Source organism: Paenibacillus swuensis, from assembly GCF_001644605.1.
Classification (GTDB): domain Bacteria; phylum Bacillota; class Bacilli; order Paenibacillales; family DY6; genus Paenibacillus_N; species Paenibacillus_N swuensis.
On record NZ_CP011388.1, the window covers coordinates 3,532,426 to 3,548,465 of the forward strand.

A 16,040-nucleotide genomic window follows, 5' to 3' on the forward strand; every position below is an offset into this window, starting at 1 on the left:
CCCGGTTTAAGCAGAGCAAGAATCGGCGACGGTTCCTGCTCTTTTTTTTCAACTCAGAGCGATTCCGGGTTCCGGAGATGTAATGGAATTCCTCTTATGTTTCGGGAGGAACTGTGATAAAGTAGAGGTTACTATTTTTGATGGGTGGGGAATGTTATGAAACCGGATTTACGCCAGGCCTTGTCTCAACAAATTCTCATCGGCGACGGTGCGATGGGAACGTATCTGTACCACCTCGGTTTTCCTGTCGGCATTTCCTATGAAGAATTAAATTTAACGAAGCCCGATGTGATTGGGGACGTGCATAAGCGCTATTATGATGCGGGCGCCAGAGTTATTGAAACCAATACGTATTCGGCTAACCGCGATAAGCTTTCCAAGTTCGGACTCGAGCAAGAAGTGGAAGCGATTAACCGCGCAGGTGTGGATATCGCTCGCAAGGCTGTGGGCGAAGACGCTTACGTAGTCGGGGCCGTAGGATCCATACGGGGGGGGAGGCGCAACAACGCTCAACTTACCGAAGTAGAGGCCGACCTCCGGGAACAGATCGGGGCTTTAATTTCCGCGGGGGCCGACGGCATTCTGCTGGAAACATTCTTCGATGTTGAGGAAATGTTGCTTGCTCTAGGCATCGTCCGCGAGCTCGGCGGGGCGAAGGTTCCGGTTATTTGTCAGTTTGCGACGGAAGATGTAGGGCGGACTTTGGACGGTTATACGATGGAGGAAGCGTTCAAGGCATGCCGCGAACAAGGAGCCGACGTTGTCGGCTTCAATTGCCGCACCGGCCCGAACGGGATTTTGCGCGCGCTGGAGGGTGTAGTCGGCCATGTGTCGTCCCCTTTCTCGGTATACCCGAACGCGGGCATTCCGGATTACGTTGACGACAAGTACACGTACATGGCGACGCCCGAGTACTTCGCGGACAGCGCGCTCAAGTTCGCCGCCGCCGGCGCCCGCCTGATCGGCGGCTGCTGCGGCACTACCCCGGAGCACATCCGCGCGATGGCGGATGCGCTCCGGGGCTTTGCGCCGCACAGCCCGCGCACGGCTGCGCGCCCGGCCGCAACGCCGGCCGCCGCCGCACAGCCCGCGGCGGCCGCGCCGGACTCAGGCGCCCCCGCGGAAGCGTCCGCGGCCGCGCCGAACATCCTCGAGCTGGTGCGGCAACGCCACACCGTCATCGTGGAACTGGACCCGCCGCGCGATCTGGATATCGCGCGGTTCATGCAAGGCTCGGCCGCGCTGCAGGAGGCCGGCGCCGACGCGGTGACGATGGCGGATAACTCGCTCGCCGTCACGCGTATGAGCAATCTGGCACTCGGCGCGCTCGTGCAGCAACAAACCGGCCTGCGGCCGCTCATCCACATCGCCTGCCGCGATCGAAACCTCATCGGTACACAATCCCATATGATGGGATTGCACGCCCTCGGTATCGATCATGTGCTCGCGGTGACCGGCGACCCTGCAAGCTTCGGCGATTTGCCGGGGTCGAGCAACGTCTATGACGTGAAATCATTCGAAATCATCCGCATGATTAAACAATTGAACGAAGGTATTGCATTCTCCGGCAAAGAGCTGAAGCAGAAGGCGAGCTTCGTGGTCGGAGCAGCTTTTAATCCGAATGTGAAACATTTGGATAAAGCGGTGCAACGGCTGGAGCGCAAAGTTGAAGCAGGAGCGGATTACATTATGACGCAGCCTGTGTATGATATCGGGTTGATTGAGCGAATCTATCAATCTACCAAGCATCTGGATATCCCGATTTTTATCGGGATCATGCCGCTTGCCAGCGGACGAAATGCCGAATTTCTTCATAACGAAGTACCCGGCATTCAGCTTTCTCCGGAAATTCGCGAGCGTATGGCCGGATTGGAAGGCGAAGTCGGACGCAGGGTCGGCGTTGAGATCGGTAAAGAACTGTTGGATGCGGCCATGCAGTATTTTAACGGCATCTATCTGATTACGCCTTTCCTGTTTTATGGCATGACCGCGGAGCTTACCCGTTATGTTTGGGAGAAAACGAAGCGCCATGATTTTGACTTGTACCCTCTATCGAAATGAATTAGAATAGGGGAATGGATGTGAAGCGAGAATGATTTGCAGCATGACGGGTTACGGTCAGGCGGAGCAACGTTGGAACGAATACAGGCTTACGGCTGAGATCAAGTCTGTGAATCACCGCTACGCGGAGGTCATGATTAAACTTCCCCGTGAATATATGAAGTTCGAGGAAGCGGTTAAGAGAACGGTGCTTACCGCCGCCAAGCGCGGCCGATTGGATGTATTCATCACCATTGAACGGACAACGGTCACGAGCCGTCAAGCGATCCTTAACTGGGCGCTTCTGGACGGATACAGGCAGGTGGCTCAGGACATTCAGCAGCGTTACGCCGTGAAGGGTGAACTCGGATTGCAGGAACTATTGCAATTGCCGGATGCGGTGCTCTGGATGGATGAAGATACGGAATCAGCACTGCCTGAAGATGTATTAATGCAATGTGTAAGTCTCGCTATGGAACAGTTGCAAGCCATGAGATTAAGGGAAGGTGCCCACCTGTCTCTTGATCTAATAGAAAGGCTTGAACAGTTTAGCGGGATGTACGCGGAAGTTCTGAAGACTGCTCCCCGGGTTGCTGACGAATATCGGGTTAAGCTTCAAAGCCGGATTCGGGACATGCTGTCCATGGGAGAATCGGATGAGCTGGAACAACGTGTATGGACGGAGGCCGCTTTATTCGCGGAGCGCTCGAACGTGGATGAAGAATTGACCAGACTTGCAAGTCACATGGATCAGTTCAAGCATTTATTGTCCGATTCGAACCCTGTGGGCCGCAAGCTGGACTTTCTATTGCAAGAAATGAACCGGGAAGTAAACACCATCGGTTCCAAAGCCAACCACAGTCATTTAACGAAAATTGTTGTTGATCTGAAAGCCGAGCTTGAAAAAATGCGCGAACAAGTGCAGAATATCGAATAAGAACCGATGCTTCAGGCTATGAAAATAGTATGACATCTGCGAGAATCGGCTAAACTAGAGTAAGTCGTTACTGAACTTGAGTTTCAGGGGAACTGTGGGAGGAACCATAATGGCTATAAAGTTAATTAACATCGGGTTTGGTAACATTGTATCGGCAAATCGAATCATCTCCATCGTCAGCCCGGAGTCCGCTCCCATTAAACGGATTATCCAGGAAGCGCGTGACAGGCATATGTTGATTGACGCGACGTACGGAAGACGCACCCGCGCCGTTATTATTACGGACAGCGACCACGTCATTCTGTCTGCGGTTCAACCGGAGACTGTCGCGCATCGCTTGTCCAATAAAGACGATGACCACGATGAGTAAAGTTGGGGAGAGTCATGGATAAAGGTTTGTTGTTGGTATTGTCCGGTCCGTCCGGAGTTGGTAAAGGCACAGTTTGCACCGCGCTAAGGAAACGCGCGCCGGAGCTTATTTATTCCGTTTCGGCAACGACCCGCGTTCCAAGACAGGGTGAAGTGGACGGTGTGAATTATTTCTTTAAATCACATGAGCAATTCAAGCATATGATAGAGCATGACCAGTTGTTGGAATGGGCTGAATATGTCGGTAACTATTACGGCACACCAAGGGATTTCGTGCAGAAGACGTTGGATCAGGGACTGGATATTATTCTCGAAATTGAAGTGCAAGGCGCGCTCAAGGTGAAAGAGAAGTTCCCTGAAGGCGTATTTGTTTTCCTGATGCCGCCGTCGCTGCAGGAATTGCAGTCGCGCATCGTAGGCAGAGGCACAGAATCCGAAGAGACGATTATGCGCAGGATGACGGCTGCTGTGGAAGAAATCGCGCTCATGCAGCATTATGATTATGCCGTGGTGAACGATCATATTGAATCGGCTTGCTCCCGTATTCAATCCATTATTACGGCGGAACATTGCAAGCGTGAACGGGTTATGAGTCAATTGCTCGATAGCGCTAGGTTATGACAATTAATTAAATTAGAATATGAGGTGCACGAATGTTATATCCTTCTATTGATGAAATGGTACGCAAAGTGGACAGCAAATACTCCCTTGTGGTTGCCGCTTCCAGACGGGCCAGATTGCTTCGCGACGGCGTTAAGACCGACATTCGCCAACCGAAATCACACAAATTTGTAGGCGTGGCGCTTGAAGAAATCTATAATGATCATATTGTATATGAGCGTGTGAAGTAGTATTAAGGAGCTATGTGTAAGGAGATAAGGATCCCCAAGAACGTAAGGAGCAAGCAATTGCGATCCTCGTTTCTTGGGGATTATTTGCTCATTTTTAGGGGAAAGCGGTGAGACGGATGCTACACGGTAAGACGATTGTGCTCGGTATTTCAGGCGGTATCGCCGCGTTTAAAGCAGCTTCTCTGTGCAGTAAGCTCGTGGCTAAAGGGGCCAGCGTCCAAGTCATCATGACGGCTTCTGCGGCCAAATTCATTACCCCTCTGACGTTGCAGACCATATCCAGAAATCCGGTTTATATGGACACATTCGATGAGAAGGATCCTTCGGTCGTATCTCATATCAACATTGCCGACAGTGCGGATTTAATCGTAATCGCTCCGGCTACAGCGAATGTGATCGGCAAGCTTGCCAACGGAATCGCGGATGATATGCTCAGCACAACACTTCTTGCGGCGACAGCCCCGATTCTAATTGCTCCGGCGATGAATGTACATATGTACGCTCATCCTGCCGTGGAACACAATATGCGGACACTCGCTTCCCGCGGCGTAACTTTCATAGATCCGAACGAAGGACAACTGGCTTGCGGTTACGTGGGGAAAGGCCGGTTGGCGGAACCAGACGAAATTGTGGATTTTATGGAAAGGTTTATGTCGGAGGAGCCTTTATTGGCCGGGCGCAGAGTGTTGATTACAGCAGGCGGCACGATCGAGAGACTGGATCCGGTACGTTATATTACGAATGACTCTTCAGGCAAAATGGGCTTCGCCATCGCGGCCGCCGCCCGCCGGATGGGAGCAGAGGTGGTATTGGTGGCGGGAAACACTTCCGCCGGCTCCTTTCCCGAAGGCGTTCAACACGTCCAAGCGCTCTCGGCTCAGGAAATGTATGACGCGGTCCTGCGCCGGCTGGCTGACACGGATATTGTAATTATGGCGGCAGCGGTATCGGATTACAGACCTAAATCGGTGGCTCCGCAAAAAATGAAGAAAACCGGGGAAAATCTTATCCTTGAGTTGGAGCGTACGCCCGATATTCTGCAAACCGTGGGACAAAGGAAAGGAAAAACCTTTGTCGTCGGATTTGCTGCGGAAACCGAACATCTAGAGGAATATGCGATGGACAAGCTTCAGCGAAAAAATTGTGATCTTCTCGTGGCCAATGACGTATCTCAGGAGGGCGCAGGTTTCGGTACGGACACGAACATCGCCCAAATTTATAATAAGGACGGGCTCTTGGAGAACCTGCCGATGATGACCAAGCCGGAAATGGCTTGCCGTTTGCTTCGTATCATTGCCTCAACACTTGAAGCGGCGGGTGATCGCGTTTGACTTACGCGAAAGTGATCGTGGATGTCCCCTCCAAGGAGACAAATCGCCCTTATGATTATGTAATCCCTCCGAAATTGTCCGGATGGGTTGAAATCGGCAGCAGGGTAGGGGTTCCTTTCGGGCCGCGTATTTTACAAGGCTTTGTGGTGGGTTTGCATCAAGAGGCTGAAGTCGATGCTGCGCGCATCAAACCGATTGCCGAGGTGTCCGATTCGGAACCGCCGCTGACGCCGGAGTTGGTAAAGCTGTCCCGTTGGATGAGTAAAACCTATTTGTGCCACGACATTACGGCTTTGCAAGCCATGATTCCCGGTGCGCTGAAAGCGAAATATGAGAGATATATACAAGCGGCGGAGGGCGTCACTTCCCCTCAGTCCGCAGTTGAACATGGCGTGTTCGCGGGCGGAGAAATGACTGGTAACGGCCAAGGCATCTTATTCGAATCCGAAACGTTGGAGCGGGAAAGCATACTCCGGTATGTCATCGCTAAAGGCCCGGTGAAAACGGAACAGCTTTTGCTTAAATTCGAAGGACAGGCAACCCTCATTAAGCAAATGCTGCTATCCGGTCAGCTGACGGAGGCACAGGTCATTAAAGACCGATTGTCCCAGAAAAAAGTTCTCACCGTGTACCCTAATGAAAATAAGAATGAAATTCGTGCCTATCTGGATAAACTCCCTGCCAACGCCAAACGACAGAAGGATGTATTAGATTATTTGCTCCTTCACCACGAACCCGTGAAATTGGCAGATTTATTGGCTGAGCTTGATTTGAGCGCGTCCACAGTGAAAAGTTTGGCGGAGAAAGGGATGCTGATCATTCGGGAGGCCGATGAATTCAGGAATCCCTATGAAGGGCGAGACTTTACACCTACGCTGCCCATGTTGCTAACCCCTCAGCAACAGATCGCGTATGATGCGATCAGGCAGGATCTGGATGATCGAATTCATCGAACCTATCTCCTTCAAGGGGTAACCGGCAGCGGAAAGACCGAAGTGTACCTGCAGACCATCCAGCGAACGTTGGATGCTGGGCGTGAAGCGATTGTGCTGGTTCCGGAAATCTCGTTGACTCCGCAAATGGTGGAACGATTTAAAGGTAGATTCGGCGATCAGGTAGCCGTGCTTCACAGCCGATTATCGCAAGGGGAACGTTACGATGAATGGCGTAAAATCCGCGCAGGTCAGGTAACCGTCGCTATAGGAGCGCGTTCCGCGATATTTGCGCCTTTCACGAAAATTGGACTTATTATTATAGATGAAGAGCATGAATCATCCTACAAACAAGAGGAAAGTCCCAAGTATCACGCCAAGCGGGTGGCGATCGAGCGGGCTTGCGCCCATGACGCGGTGGTTGTATTGGGTTCAGCGACTCCTTCTTTGGAAACCTTTTATCAGACCAAGTCGGATCTTCATGGTGTGCCTGTCCGGTTAAGCGGAGGCGAGCCGGCCATTCGGTTAATTACGATGAGTGAGCGGGTAGCGGGTCGTCCAATGCCTGAAGTCAAGATTGTGGATTTACGTGAAGAGTTAAAGGCGGGGAACCGGTCCATGTTCTCGAGGGAACTGTATTCCGCTATAGAAACCCGGCTTCACAAGAAAGAACAAACCGTTCTGCTCTTAAACCGGCGCGGTTATTCCACATTCGTCATGTGCCGGAGTTGCGGGTTTGTGGCAGGCTGTCCCCATTGTGATATCTCCTTAACCTACCATCAACGCTCTCGCAACCTTCGATGTCACTACTGCGGATATGCGGAACGGGAGCCGGAGGTGTGTCCGGATTGCAAGAGTGAGCATATTCGCTTCTTTGGCACAGGCACGCAGAAGGTGGAAGAAGAGCTGGGGAAGTTGTTTCCCGGCATCCGGGTAATTCGTATGGATGTGGATACCACCACGGAGAAAGGCTCCCATGAGAAATGGCTTACCCAGTTCCGCAACAAAGAAGCCGATGTGCTTCTCGGTACTCAGATGGTCGCCAAAGGACTGGATTTTCCCGATGTGACTCTGGTGGGTGTCATTGCCGCGGATACGGTACTGAATCTTCCCGATTTTCGGGCGGGAGAGAAGACCTTTCAGCTGCTGACCCAAGTGGCGGGGCGAGCCGGACGTCATCACTTGCCTGGTGAAGTTGTGATCCAGAGCTACTCTCCGGAGCATTATAGTATTGAACATGCCAGTCGTCATGACTATGATTCTTTTGTTATGCAAGAACTGGGCATGCGCAAAGAGCGGGGCTACCCGCCGTATTGCCGTCTTATTTTGATTACCATGTCGCATGAACATATTCCTGTCTTGGTCCAAATCGGCGAAGCGCTTGCGAATACTTTAAGAGAGAGGGCGGGCGCCGCTCGTGAAGGAGAACCCTCCTTTGAGGTTATGGGTCCGGTTGCTTCGCCCATACCAAGGATTAAAGATAGATATCGGTTCCAATGCATGGTAAAATATCGGGAAGAGTCAGCCGCGATTGAAGCGGTAAAAGCAGTTCTGGCTTCTTTTGAAAGCAGAGTCAAGCCCCATAAAATACAAATCAGCGTGGACGTAGATCCGCAGATTCTGATGTAGTCTATACATTTATGTTTTCCAAATCGTAGGAGGTTACCCAGCATGGCTATTCGTATAATTGTGAAAGATCCAGATCCGGTATTGAGAGAAACGTCCAAACCTGTTCCGAAGATAACGTCTAATATTCAAAAGCTGCTTAGCGATATGGCGGATACGATGTATGATGCCGACGGTGTAGGTCTTGCCGCGCCGCAAATCGGTATTTTGAAACGGGTTATTGTTGTGGATGTCGGCGATGAACACGGATTAATTGAAATGGTAAACCCGGAGATCGTATCGGGAGAAGGCGAACAGGTTGGTTCCGAGGGCTGCTTGAGCATTCCCAACTTAAACGGCGAAGTCAAGCGCAAGGAGAAGCTTGTCGTGAAAGGTCTGGATCGGGAAGGCAATGAAATTACCATAGAAGCCACAGGTCTTCTTTCCCGTTGTTTCCAACATGAAATTGATCACCTGAACGGTGTCTTATTTACGGATCTTGCTACTTCCCTCTATGACCCAAGAACCCGTCCGGAGGAATAAAGATGAGAATCGTATTTATGGGCACGCCGGAGTTTGCTGTACCTTCTCTTCGGGCTTTGCTGGATGAAGGTTACAATGTAGTCGGCGTCGTGACGCAGCCGGACCGTCCCAAAGGACGTAAACGGGTGCTGACTCCTCCCCCGGTGAAAGAGGAGGCTCTGAAGCACGGGCTGCCCGTGCTTCAGCCGCTTAAGATGCGCGATCCTGCGGCCGCGGAAGAGCTCGCTCTGTTAGAGCCGGATCTTGTTGTGACGGCGGCGTACGGACAGATTTTGCCTAAAGCGGTGCTGGAGCTGCCTCGTTTGGGCTGCATTAATGTGCATGGCTCCCTCTTGCCGAAGTATCGCGGAGGGGCTCCGATTCAACATGCGGTCATGAACGGGGAAACCGTGACAGGCGTAACCGTCATGTATATGGCGGCCGGCTTGGACACGGGAGATATGATCTCGAGAGTGGAGGTCCCCATTGAGGAAGCGGATACTTCCGGCACCATGTTTGATAAGCTGGCTGTAGCGGGAGCGAATCTTCTGCTCCGGACATTGCCTGAAATTCAGGCAGGAACCATTACCGCAATCCCGCAAAACCATGAAGAAGCGACTTATTCCCCCAACATCTCACGCGAGAATGAACTTATCCGTTGGGACCGCGGGTCCCGCGATATCTTTAATCAAGTGCGCGGGTTGAATCCCTGGCCGGTAGCGTATACTTTATGGAACGGCGAAGTGTTTAAAATCTGGTCATGCCGGCCGGGCACGGTCATGCGCAAGCCCGGTGCTGAAACCGTATTGCCGGGTACGGTACTCGGTTTGTCGGATGCAGGAATTGAAGTCGCCACCGCGGACGGCTCGGTGCTGTTGACCGAGGTGCAGCCTGCAGGGAAGAAAGCGATGGATGCCGGTGTATTCAGCCGAGGAAGTAAACTTGCGCCGGGCACAGTACTTGGCTAATAAGAGCCCTGCCTGAAGGCGGAGGGAAAGGTAATTCAATTGACTGATCAACGAAAAAGTAAACATATTAAGGATTCTAAGGGCGGGCAGGCTCGTTCTAATGGCAGCGGAGGACAACCTGTTGCGCAGGGTCGCCACTCCTCGCGAAAACCGTCTGCGCGTGAGTTGGCGCTGGATGTGCTCACCCGTGTGGACACCGAGAAAGCTTACAGCAACCTCTTGCTGAATCAATCTCTGCAGAAGCATGCGCTGGAGCGTCAGGATGCGGGTCTCGCTACAGAGCTTGTGTACGGGACCATTCAACGTCTGAACACGATCGATTACTATTTAAGCCGGTTTGTGGCCAAAGGGCTGAACAAGCTGGAACCCTGGGTACGAAATCTGCTCAGACTAAGCTTCTACCAGCTGTACTATCTCGACCGCATTCCGGTGCACGCGGCGGTGAACGAGGCGGTGAACTTGGCGAAGCGCCGCGGTCACCAAGGCATCTCCGGCATGGTCAACGGGGTGCTGCGGAATGTAATCCGCAGCAAGGCCGAGTTGACGCTGCCGGCGGAGCTTCCCGCCGTAACGCGCATCGCCCTCGAGCATTCCCATCCCGAATGGATGGTCGCTCGCTGGGTGGCGCATTACGGCGAAGCCGAGGCGGCGCAGCTCGCCGCCTCGAACAACGCGGCGCCGCACGTGAGTGTGCGGGCGAACGCGCTGGGGGGCTCCCGCGAAGCGCTCCTTGAGCGGCTTCAGCGGGAAGGGGTTGCCGCGCACGCGTCCCCGGTGGCGCCGGCTGGCGTCGTTGTGGAAAGCGCCGGGAATATGGCGCATGCCACAGGGTTCCGCGAGGGCGTGTTCACGATCCAGGACGAAAGCTCCATGCTGGTGGCCGAGGTCGTGGACCCGAAGCCGGGCATGGATGTCCTGGATTGCTGCGCCGCCCCTGGCGGCAAGACGACGCACTTGGCGGAGAAGATGGGCGATCGCGGTACGGTAATCGCGAACGATGTGCATCCGCACAAGGAAGCGTTGGTGCGCGAGCAGGCCGATCGTCTCGGCCTGAAGAGCATTCGCACGGCGGTAGGGGATGCGAAGGAACTTGCCGGGCGGTACGCTCCGGCTTCGTTCGACCGCATTCTGCTGGATGCGCCGTGCTCGGGGCTTGGCGTCATTCGGCGGAAGCCGGATGCCAAGTGGGCCAAGCGGGAACAGGAGATCGCCGAGATCTCAGCGTTGCAGCATGATTTGCTGGCTTCGGTGGCAGGCTTGTTGCGTAAGGACGGTATTCTGGTTTACAGCACATGTACGATTGAGCCGGAGGAAAACGAGCGTCAAGTAACGCGCTTTTTGAAGGAACATCCCGATTATGTGTTAGATGCCGGGTTGATCGATTATGTACCGCAAGCGGTGCGCGAGAAGGCCATTGTCCGAGAAGGCATGGTGCAAATTTTACCCCATCATTTCCATACAGACGGCTTCTTTATAGCACGTTTGCGGCGCGTGAAGTAAAACTGTCCTTTAGCCCTTACCCCCTTTATGATAAAATAAAGCGGATGAGATACACTAAACGAAACAAAAACTAATAGGTTGTGATCATTTGAAACCATTTATTTACGATTTTACACTGGAGCAGCTTCAAGAGTGGGCCAAGGATAACAGCGAGCCTGCATTCCGCGCGGGTCAGATTTTTGACTGGATTTATGTGAAGCGTGTGAACAGCTTTGAAGACATGACGAACTTACCTAAGAGCCTCCGAGAGAAACTCGAGGCTCAATTTCAATTTGTAACGCTGAACGAGATCACAAGATTTGAATCCAAGGACGGAACGGTAAAGTTTCTGTTCGGCTTGCAGGATGATCATTCCATTGAGACGGTAATCATGAAGCATAGCTATGGTAACAGCATCTGTGTGACGACCCAGGTGGGATGCCGCGTTGGCTGCACGTTCTGCGCTTCAACCTTAGGCGGGTTGAAGCGGAGCTTAACGGCAGGTGAAATCGTGGCTCAAGTGGTGCAGGCGCAGAAAATTCTGGACGCAACCAAAGAGCGTGTCAGTTCGATCGTTATTATGGGAATCGGCGAACCGTTCGAAAACTATGACAACACGATGAATTTCTTGCGAATCATGATTCACGAGAAGGGCTTGAATATCGGACAACGTCATATTACGGTTTCCACTTCAGGTATTGTGCCGAGCATGTACAAGTTCGCGGAAGAAAACACACAAATTAACCTTGCGATTTCCATTCATGCCCCTAATGATGCCTTACGCTCGAAGCTGATGCCGGTCAACCGGCGCTTTCCGTTCGTGGATGTCATGGAGGCTTGCCGCTATTATATCGCCAAGACCGGAAGAAGAATTACGTTTGAATATGCCCTGATCGGGGGCGTTAATGACCGTCCCGAGCATGCGGAGGAACTGGCGGATGTCCTGAAAGATATGCTGTGTCATGTCAATCTCATTCCCGTCAATTACGTGCCGGAACGCAATTATGAACGTACCCCGCGGGATGATATCTTCGCCTTCCAGCGCATTCTGGAACGCAAGAAGATTAACGCAACCATTCGCAGGGAGCAAGGACATGATATCGCCGCCGCTTGCGGTCAATTGAGGGCGAAACACATGGAATCCAGTTCGAGGTGATCGTCGAAATGAAATCAGCTTACCTCACAGATATCGGTCGCATCCGCCCGGTAAACGAAGACCGTGTTCAGGTAGAATCGCTGCAAAGCGGATTCTATCTGGCGGTTGTTGCCGATGGTATGGGCGGACACCAGGCTGGCGAGACGGCCAGCCAAACCGCAGTGGAGCAAATCATCGCTTCCCTGCAGTCTGTACATAAAGAGATGTCCATAGGACAGCTTGAGCAATCTGTAAAGGATGCTATTCTTAAGGCCAACCATGAGATCTATACGATTGCCTCGAGTCAGGATCAATTAAGAGGAATGGGGACGACGGTGGATGTGGTGTTGGCCGCCGACCACTTTATTATTGTCGGACATATCGGAGACAGCAGAGTATACAAGCTGAGTGAAGGAAATCTTCGCCAGCTTACGGAAGACCACTCCTTTGTGAATGAACTGGTGAAATCCGGGCAAATTTCTTCCGAAGAAGCCATTCATCATCCGCGCCGCAATGTGGTGACCCGAGCGTTGGGCACGGAGCCCCACGTGGAGCCGGTCATTCAACATTTGTATTGGAACGAGGAAGATATTCTGCTCCTATGCAGCGACGGACTCAGCAATATGGTGGAATCGGAGGATCTTCTGCGTATTTTGGCAGGAGAAAACAACTTAGAGGGTAAAGCCCGGGAATTGGTAAGGCTGGCGCTGGAAGAGGGCGGAGACGACAACATCTCGGCGGCTCTGTTATGGAATGTGCCGGGAGACCAAGAAGGAAAGGGGTGAGATGAATGATCGGATTAGAATTAGGCGGACGTTATGAGATTATTTCCAGAATCGGCGGCGGCGGCATGGCATTGGTGTACAAGGGGCATGATATTCTGCTCAATCGCAAAGTCGCCGTCAAAGTATTAAGACAACAGTTCGTACACGACGAGGAGTTCATCCGCCGTTTCCGCAGGGAAGCCCAGTCCGCAGCGTCTTTATCCCATCCCAATGTTGTAAGCATCTACGATGTCGGGCAGGAAGATGAAATTCATTATATTGTTATGGAATATATTGACGGTCATAATCTTAATGAAATTATACAGGAACGCGCACCGCTTCAAGCCGAAGAATCCGTTCGAGTTGCTTCGCAAATTTGCGACGCCTTGGAGCATGCCCATCAGAACCATATTATTCATAGAGATATTAAGCCCCACAACATTCTCATTGGCAAAAACGGCCGTGTGAAGGTAACGGATTTCGGAATCGCGCGCGCCGTGACCTCGTCAACAATTACACAGACCGGTTCTGTTATCGGTTCCGTTCATTATTTCTCACCTGAACATGCTAAAGGTGTGGTTACGGGAGAGAAATCAGACCTATACTCGTTGGGCATCGTGTTGTATCAAATGTTGACCGCGCGTCTGCCGTTTCTTGGGGAAAGCCCGATTAGCGTGGCGCTTAAGCATCTGCAGGAACAGTTGGAGGAGCCTCGCAGAGTCAATCCTTCCATACCGCAGAGTGTGGAGAATGTCATCTTGAAAGCCATGCGTAAAAATCCGGAGGAACGTTATCAATCCGCCACAGAGATGCTTAAGGATTTGGAGACCTGTCTTCGTCCGGAACGGGTCAGTGAACCGAAGATCGCCTTCGCGACCTTTGATGACGGCGAACAAACTCGTGTAATGACCGCCATTAAGCCCGAGCAATTAGCAGCGTATAAAGCGGCTAACGGAAATACGAGTCCAGGTGCGGTAGCGGCATCCTCTAAAGGATCAACCTCCGGTTCGCCTCCTCCCAAGAAGAAAACTTGGGTGAAGCCCTTTTCATGGATCTTTGGAACCATTCTGCTCTTGTTATTGATGTGGTTTGGCGTTCAATGGGTGCAAAGTATTCTGCGTGTACCTGAGGTTGCGGTTCCGAACTTAACAGGGATGACGTTAGATGAAGCTCGCGCTGAACTGATCAAATCCGGTCTTGGGGTTGACGAACCGCCGTTGTACAAGATCGACGAAGAGGTGCCTAAGGACGTTGTGTTATCATATGACAAGCAGGGTATGCTGGTAAGGAAAGGCGACACGATTAAACTTACGGTCAGCAAAGGAATTCCGTTGATTTTACTGTCCGATTATGAAGGACAACAGTATAAAGATGTGAAAGCCAGCCTGATCGCTCAAGGTGTTCAGGAGGAACTTATTTCGGATGATCAAGTCTTTTCCGATGAAGAGGCCGGAACGATTGTGGGTCAGTCCATCCCTGCCAATCAAGAGATGAACCCGAAGAAAGACGCTCTTGAATTTACCGTAAGCAAGGGCAGAGAGACCTTCAAAATGCCTAACTTAATTGGATTCAGCGAGGCTGAAGCCAAAGCGATCGCGATTCAGAACAATCTTCGAATATCGGATGCGAACGTGAAATCGGAGCCTAGTTATTCTCCGAAAGGAGTTGTCTTCCGGCAATGGCCATATGAGCCGAATCAGCCGGTAGCTGAAAATTCCGAAGTGACGATTTATGTTTCGTCCGGCTACCCAAGCGACGCCCTGTTCTATACATTCAATGTGACGGTTTCACCTGCGATTCTTGGTCAGGAGAGCACCGTTAAGATCGTATACAGCGATGCCAGAGGCGACAATATGGAGTGGGGAACGAAGAAGCTTAAGGATGTTCAGACCTATCCGGTTGAACTTGTGCTCTCACCGACGAAAGACGGGGTTATCAGCATTTATCGGGATGGGAAATTGGCGGATTCGGCAACGGTAAGTTATGACGGCGCTGTTAACGGCGATCAGCCGACCATGACGATTCCTGGCGCCGAAGCCGAACCTGTGCAAGGTGCCGAAACCCCTTCAGAAGAAGTAAAACCTCCTGCTGAAGGAACAACGGAGCCACCGGCAGCACAAGATAACGGCAAGGGCAAGGGTAAGGACAAGAACAAAGACAAGAAAAATAATGACTCAAATGATAATGAGGACGACTAAATGCCTGAAGGTTTAATTGTTAAGGCTTTGAGCGGTTACTATTACGTGCTGCCCGACGAGGGCGGCGTTACGATTCAATGCCGAGCCAGGGGGATTTTCAAAAACCGCGGTGAAAGTCCGTTGGTAGGGGATCGAGTACTGTACGATTTGACTGAGAACGGGGAAGGTATGGTTCAGGAGCTGTATCCTCGTTCCACTGAGTTGATCCGACCGCCGATCGCTAACGTCAAGCAAGCGATTCTTGTATTTTCACTGGCTGAGCCTGCTTTAAATTTGCAGTTACTGGACAAATTTCTTGTTCATACGGAATACGCCGGCTTAACCAACGTTATTTGTATGACGAAACTGGATCTGCTGGATGACTCCGATGCCAAAATTCGGGAAGAAGGCCGTAAAGCTGCGAAAGCCATTGAATTGTACAAACAGATCGGATATCAGGTTATTACCACCAGCTCCCGTCAGGATGTGGGGATTGTGGAAGTGCGGGATGCCCTGGCGAACACAATCAGTGTGTTCTCTGGACAGTCCGGTGTCGGGAAGTCGACCATGATCAACCGCATTGTGCCCGGACTTAAATTGGAAACGAACGAAATCAGTATGAAACTGGGCCGAGGCAAGCATACAACCCGTCACGTGGAATTAATTCATCTGGAGAATGGCGGCGTTGTCGCGGATACCCCCGGATTTTCACAGTTGGACTTTCTAAACATGGAGCCGGAGGAATTAGGCTCTTGTTTCATAGAATTTACCAAGTATGCTCCGCAATGTAAATTTAGAGGTTGTCTGCACCAGAACGAACCTAAGTGCGCCGTGATACAAGCCACAGAGAAGGGTGAGATCGCTCAATCCCGTCATGAGCATTACTTACAGTTCCTTGTTGAGATGAAAGATAGAAAAAGGAGGTACTAG

The 16,040-nt window shown here is 51.8% G+C and carries 14 protein-coding genes; all 14 read left to right on the forward strand.

The window, feature by feature from the left end; all coding sequences use genetic code 11:
- Positions 1-156 precede the first annotated feature (156 nt).
- The 14 genes from SY83_RS15595 to rsgA all read left to right on the forward strand — a co-directional run bounded on the left by SY83_RS15595 (position 157) and on the right by rsgA (position 16,040).
- Positions 157-2,061 carry a bifunctional homocysteine S-methyltransferase/methylenetetrahydrofolate reductase gene (locus tag SY83_RS15595; protein ID WP_068608181.1) on the forward strand — a complete coding sequence of 635 codons (1,905 nt, stop codon included), beginning with the start codon at positions 157-159 and terminating at the stop codon, positions 2,059-2,061.
- A gap of 43 nt (positions 2,062-2,104) precedes the next feature.
- A complete protein-coding gene (locus SY83_RS15600; RefSeq protein WP_231891268.1) occupies positions 2,105-2,977 on the forward strand; it encodes a YicC/YloC family endoribonuclease in 873 nt (290 codons plus the stop codon).
- Between the two features lie 109 nt (positions 2,978-3,086).
- Positions 3,087-3,347 (forward strand): extracellular matrix/biofilm regulator RemA, encoded by a 261-nt coding sequence (gene remA / locus SY83_RS15605; RefSeq protein WP_009672664.1) that lies wholly within the window; start codon positions 3,087-3,089, stop codon positions 3,345-3,347.
- A 14-nt stretch (positions 3,348-3,361) separates the two neighbouring features.
- Positions 3,362-3,967, forward strand: coding sequence for a guanylate kinase (gene gmk, locus SY83_RS15610; RefSeq protein WP_068608185.1), 606 nt, complete (start codon positions 3,362-3,364; stop codon positions 3,965-3,967).
- A gap of 32 nt (positions 3,968-3,999) precedes the next feature.
- Positions 4,000-4,197, forward strand: coding sequence for a DNA-directed RNA polymerase subunit omega (rpoZ, locus tag SY83_RS15615; RefSeq protein WP_068608187.1), 198 nt, complete (start codon positions 4,000-4,002; stop codon positions 4,195-4,197).
- A 116-nt stretch (positions 4,198-4,313) separates the two neighbouring features.
- Positions 4,314-5,528 (forward strand): bifunctional phosphopantothenoylcysteine decarboxylase/phosphopantothenate--cysteine ligase CoaBC, encoded by a 1,215-nt coding sequence (gene coaBC, locus SY83_RS15620; protein WP_068608189.1) that lies wholly within the window; start codon positions 4,314-4,316, stop codon positions 5,526-5,528.
- Positions 5,525-8,089 carry a primosomal protein N' gene (gene priA / locus SY83_RS15625; protein WP_068608191.1) on the forward strand — a complete coding sequence of 855 codons (2,565 nt, stop codon included), beginning with the start codon at positions 5,525-5,527 and terminating at the stop codon, positions 8,087-8,089. Before coaBC ends, priA begins: the two co-directional genes overlap by 4 nt.
- 42 nt (positions 8,090-8,131) lie before the next feature.
- Complete coding sequence (gene def, locus SY83_RS15630; RefSeq protein WP_068608193.1) at positions 8,132-8,608, forward strand: peptide deformylase; 477 nt, start codon at positions 8,132-8,134, stop codon at positions 8,606-8,608.
- 2 nt (positions 8,609-8,610) lie between these two features.
- Entirely contained in the window at positions 8,611-9,555 is a 945-nt protein-coding gene (gene fmt / locus SY83_RS15635) for a methionyl-tRNA formyltransferase (protein WP_068608196.1), read from the forward strand.
- Between the two features lie 39 nt (positions 9,556-9,594).
- Entirely contained in the window at positions 9,595-11,055 is a 1,461-nt protein-coding gene (gene rsmB / locus SY83_RS15640; protein WP_082882567.1) for a 16S rRNA (cytosine(967)-C(5))-methyltransferase RsmB, read from the forward strand.
- Between the two features lie 88 nt (positions 11,056-11,143).
- The gene (gene rlmN, locus SY83_RS15645) at positions 11,144-12,190 is read left to right on the forward strand and encodes a dual-specificity RNA methyltransferase RlmN (protein ID WP_068608198.1); all 1,047 of its coding nucleotides are present in this window, start codon (positions 11,144-11,146) and stop codon (positions 12,188-12,190) included.
- An 8-nt stretch (positions 12,191-12,198) separates the two neighbouring features.
- Complete coding sequence (locus tag SY83_RS15650; protein WP_068608200.1) at positions 12,199-12,954, forward strand: Stp1/IreP family PP2C-type Ser/Thr phosphatase; 756 nt, start codon at positions 12,199-12,201, stop codon at positions 12,952-12,954.
- A gap of 5 nt (positions 12,955-12,959) precedes the next feature.
- Positions 12,960-15,131 (forward strand): Stk1 family PASTA domain-containing Ser/Thr kinase, encoded by a 2,172-nt coding sequence (pknB, locus tag SY83_RS15655; protein ID WP_068608202.1) that lies wholly within the window; start codon positions 12,960-12,962, stop codon positions 15,129-15,131.
- Positions 15,132-16,040, forward strand: a complete 909-nt coding sequence (gene rsgA, locus SY83_RS15660; RefSeq protein WP_068608204.1) for a ribosome small subunit-dependent GTPase A — start codon at positions 15,132-15,134, stop codon at positions 16,038-16,040.

Excerpts from the sequence above, each read along its gene's own strand:
- SY83_RS15595 (WP_068608181.1), top strand. The coding sequence starts at position 157 with ATGAAACCGGATTTACGCCAGGCCTTGTCTCAACAAATTCTCATCGGC.
- SY83_RS15600 (WP_231891268.1), top strand. The coding sequence starts at position 2,105 with ATGACGGGTTACGGTCAGGCGGAGCAACGTTGGAACGAATACAGGCTT.
- remA (WP_009672664.1), top strand. The coding sequence starts at position 3,087 with ATGGCTATAAAGTTAATTAACATCGGGTTTGGTAACATTGTATCGGCA.
- gmk (WP_068608185.1), top strand. The coding sequence starts at position 3,362 with ATGGATAAAGGTTTGTTGTTGGTATTGTCCGGTCCGTCCGGAGTTGGT.
- rpoZ (WP_068608187.1), top strand. The coding sequence starts at position 4,000 with ATGTTATATCCTTCTATTGATGAAATGGTACGCAAAGTGGACAGCAAA.
- coaBC (WP_068608189.1), top strand. The coding sequence starts at position 4,314 with ATGCTACACGGTAAGACGATTGTGCTCGGTATTTCAGGCGGTATCGCC.
- def (WP_068608193.1), top strand. The coding sequence starts at position 8,132 with ATGGCTATTCGTATAATTGTGAAAGATCCAGATCCGGTATTGAGAGAA.
- fmt (WP_068608196.1), top strand. The coding sequence starts at position 8,611 with ATGAGAATCGTATTTATGGGCACGCCGGAGTTTGCTGTACCTTCTCTT.
- SY83_RS15650 (WP_068608200.1), top strand. The coding sequence starts at position 12,199 with ATGAAATCAGCTTACCTCACAGATATCGGTCGCATCCGCCCGGTAAAC.
- pknB (WP_068608202.1), top strand. The coding sequence starts at position 12,960 with ATGATCGGATTAGAATTAGGCGGACGTTATGAGATTATTTCCAGAATC.
- rsgA (WP_068608204.1), top strand. The coding sequence starts at position 15,132 with ATGCCTGAAGGTTTAATTGTTAAGGCTTTGAGCGGTTACTATTACGTG.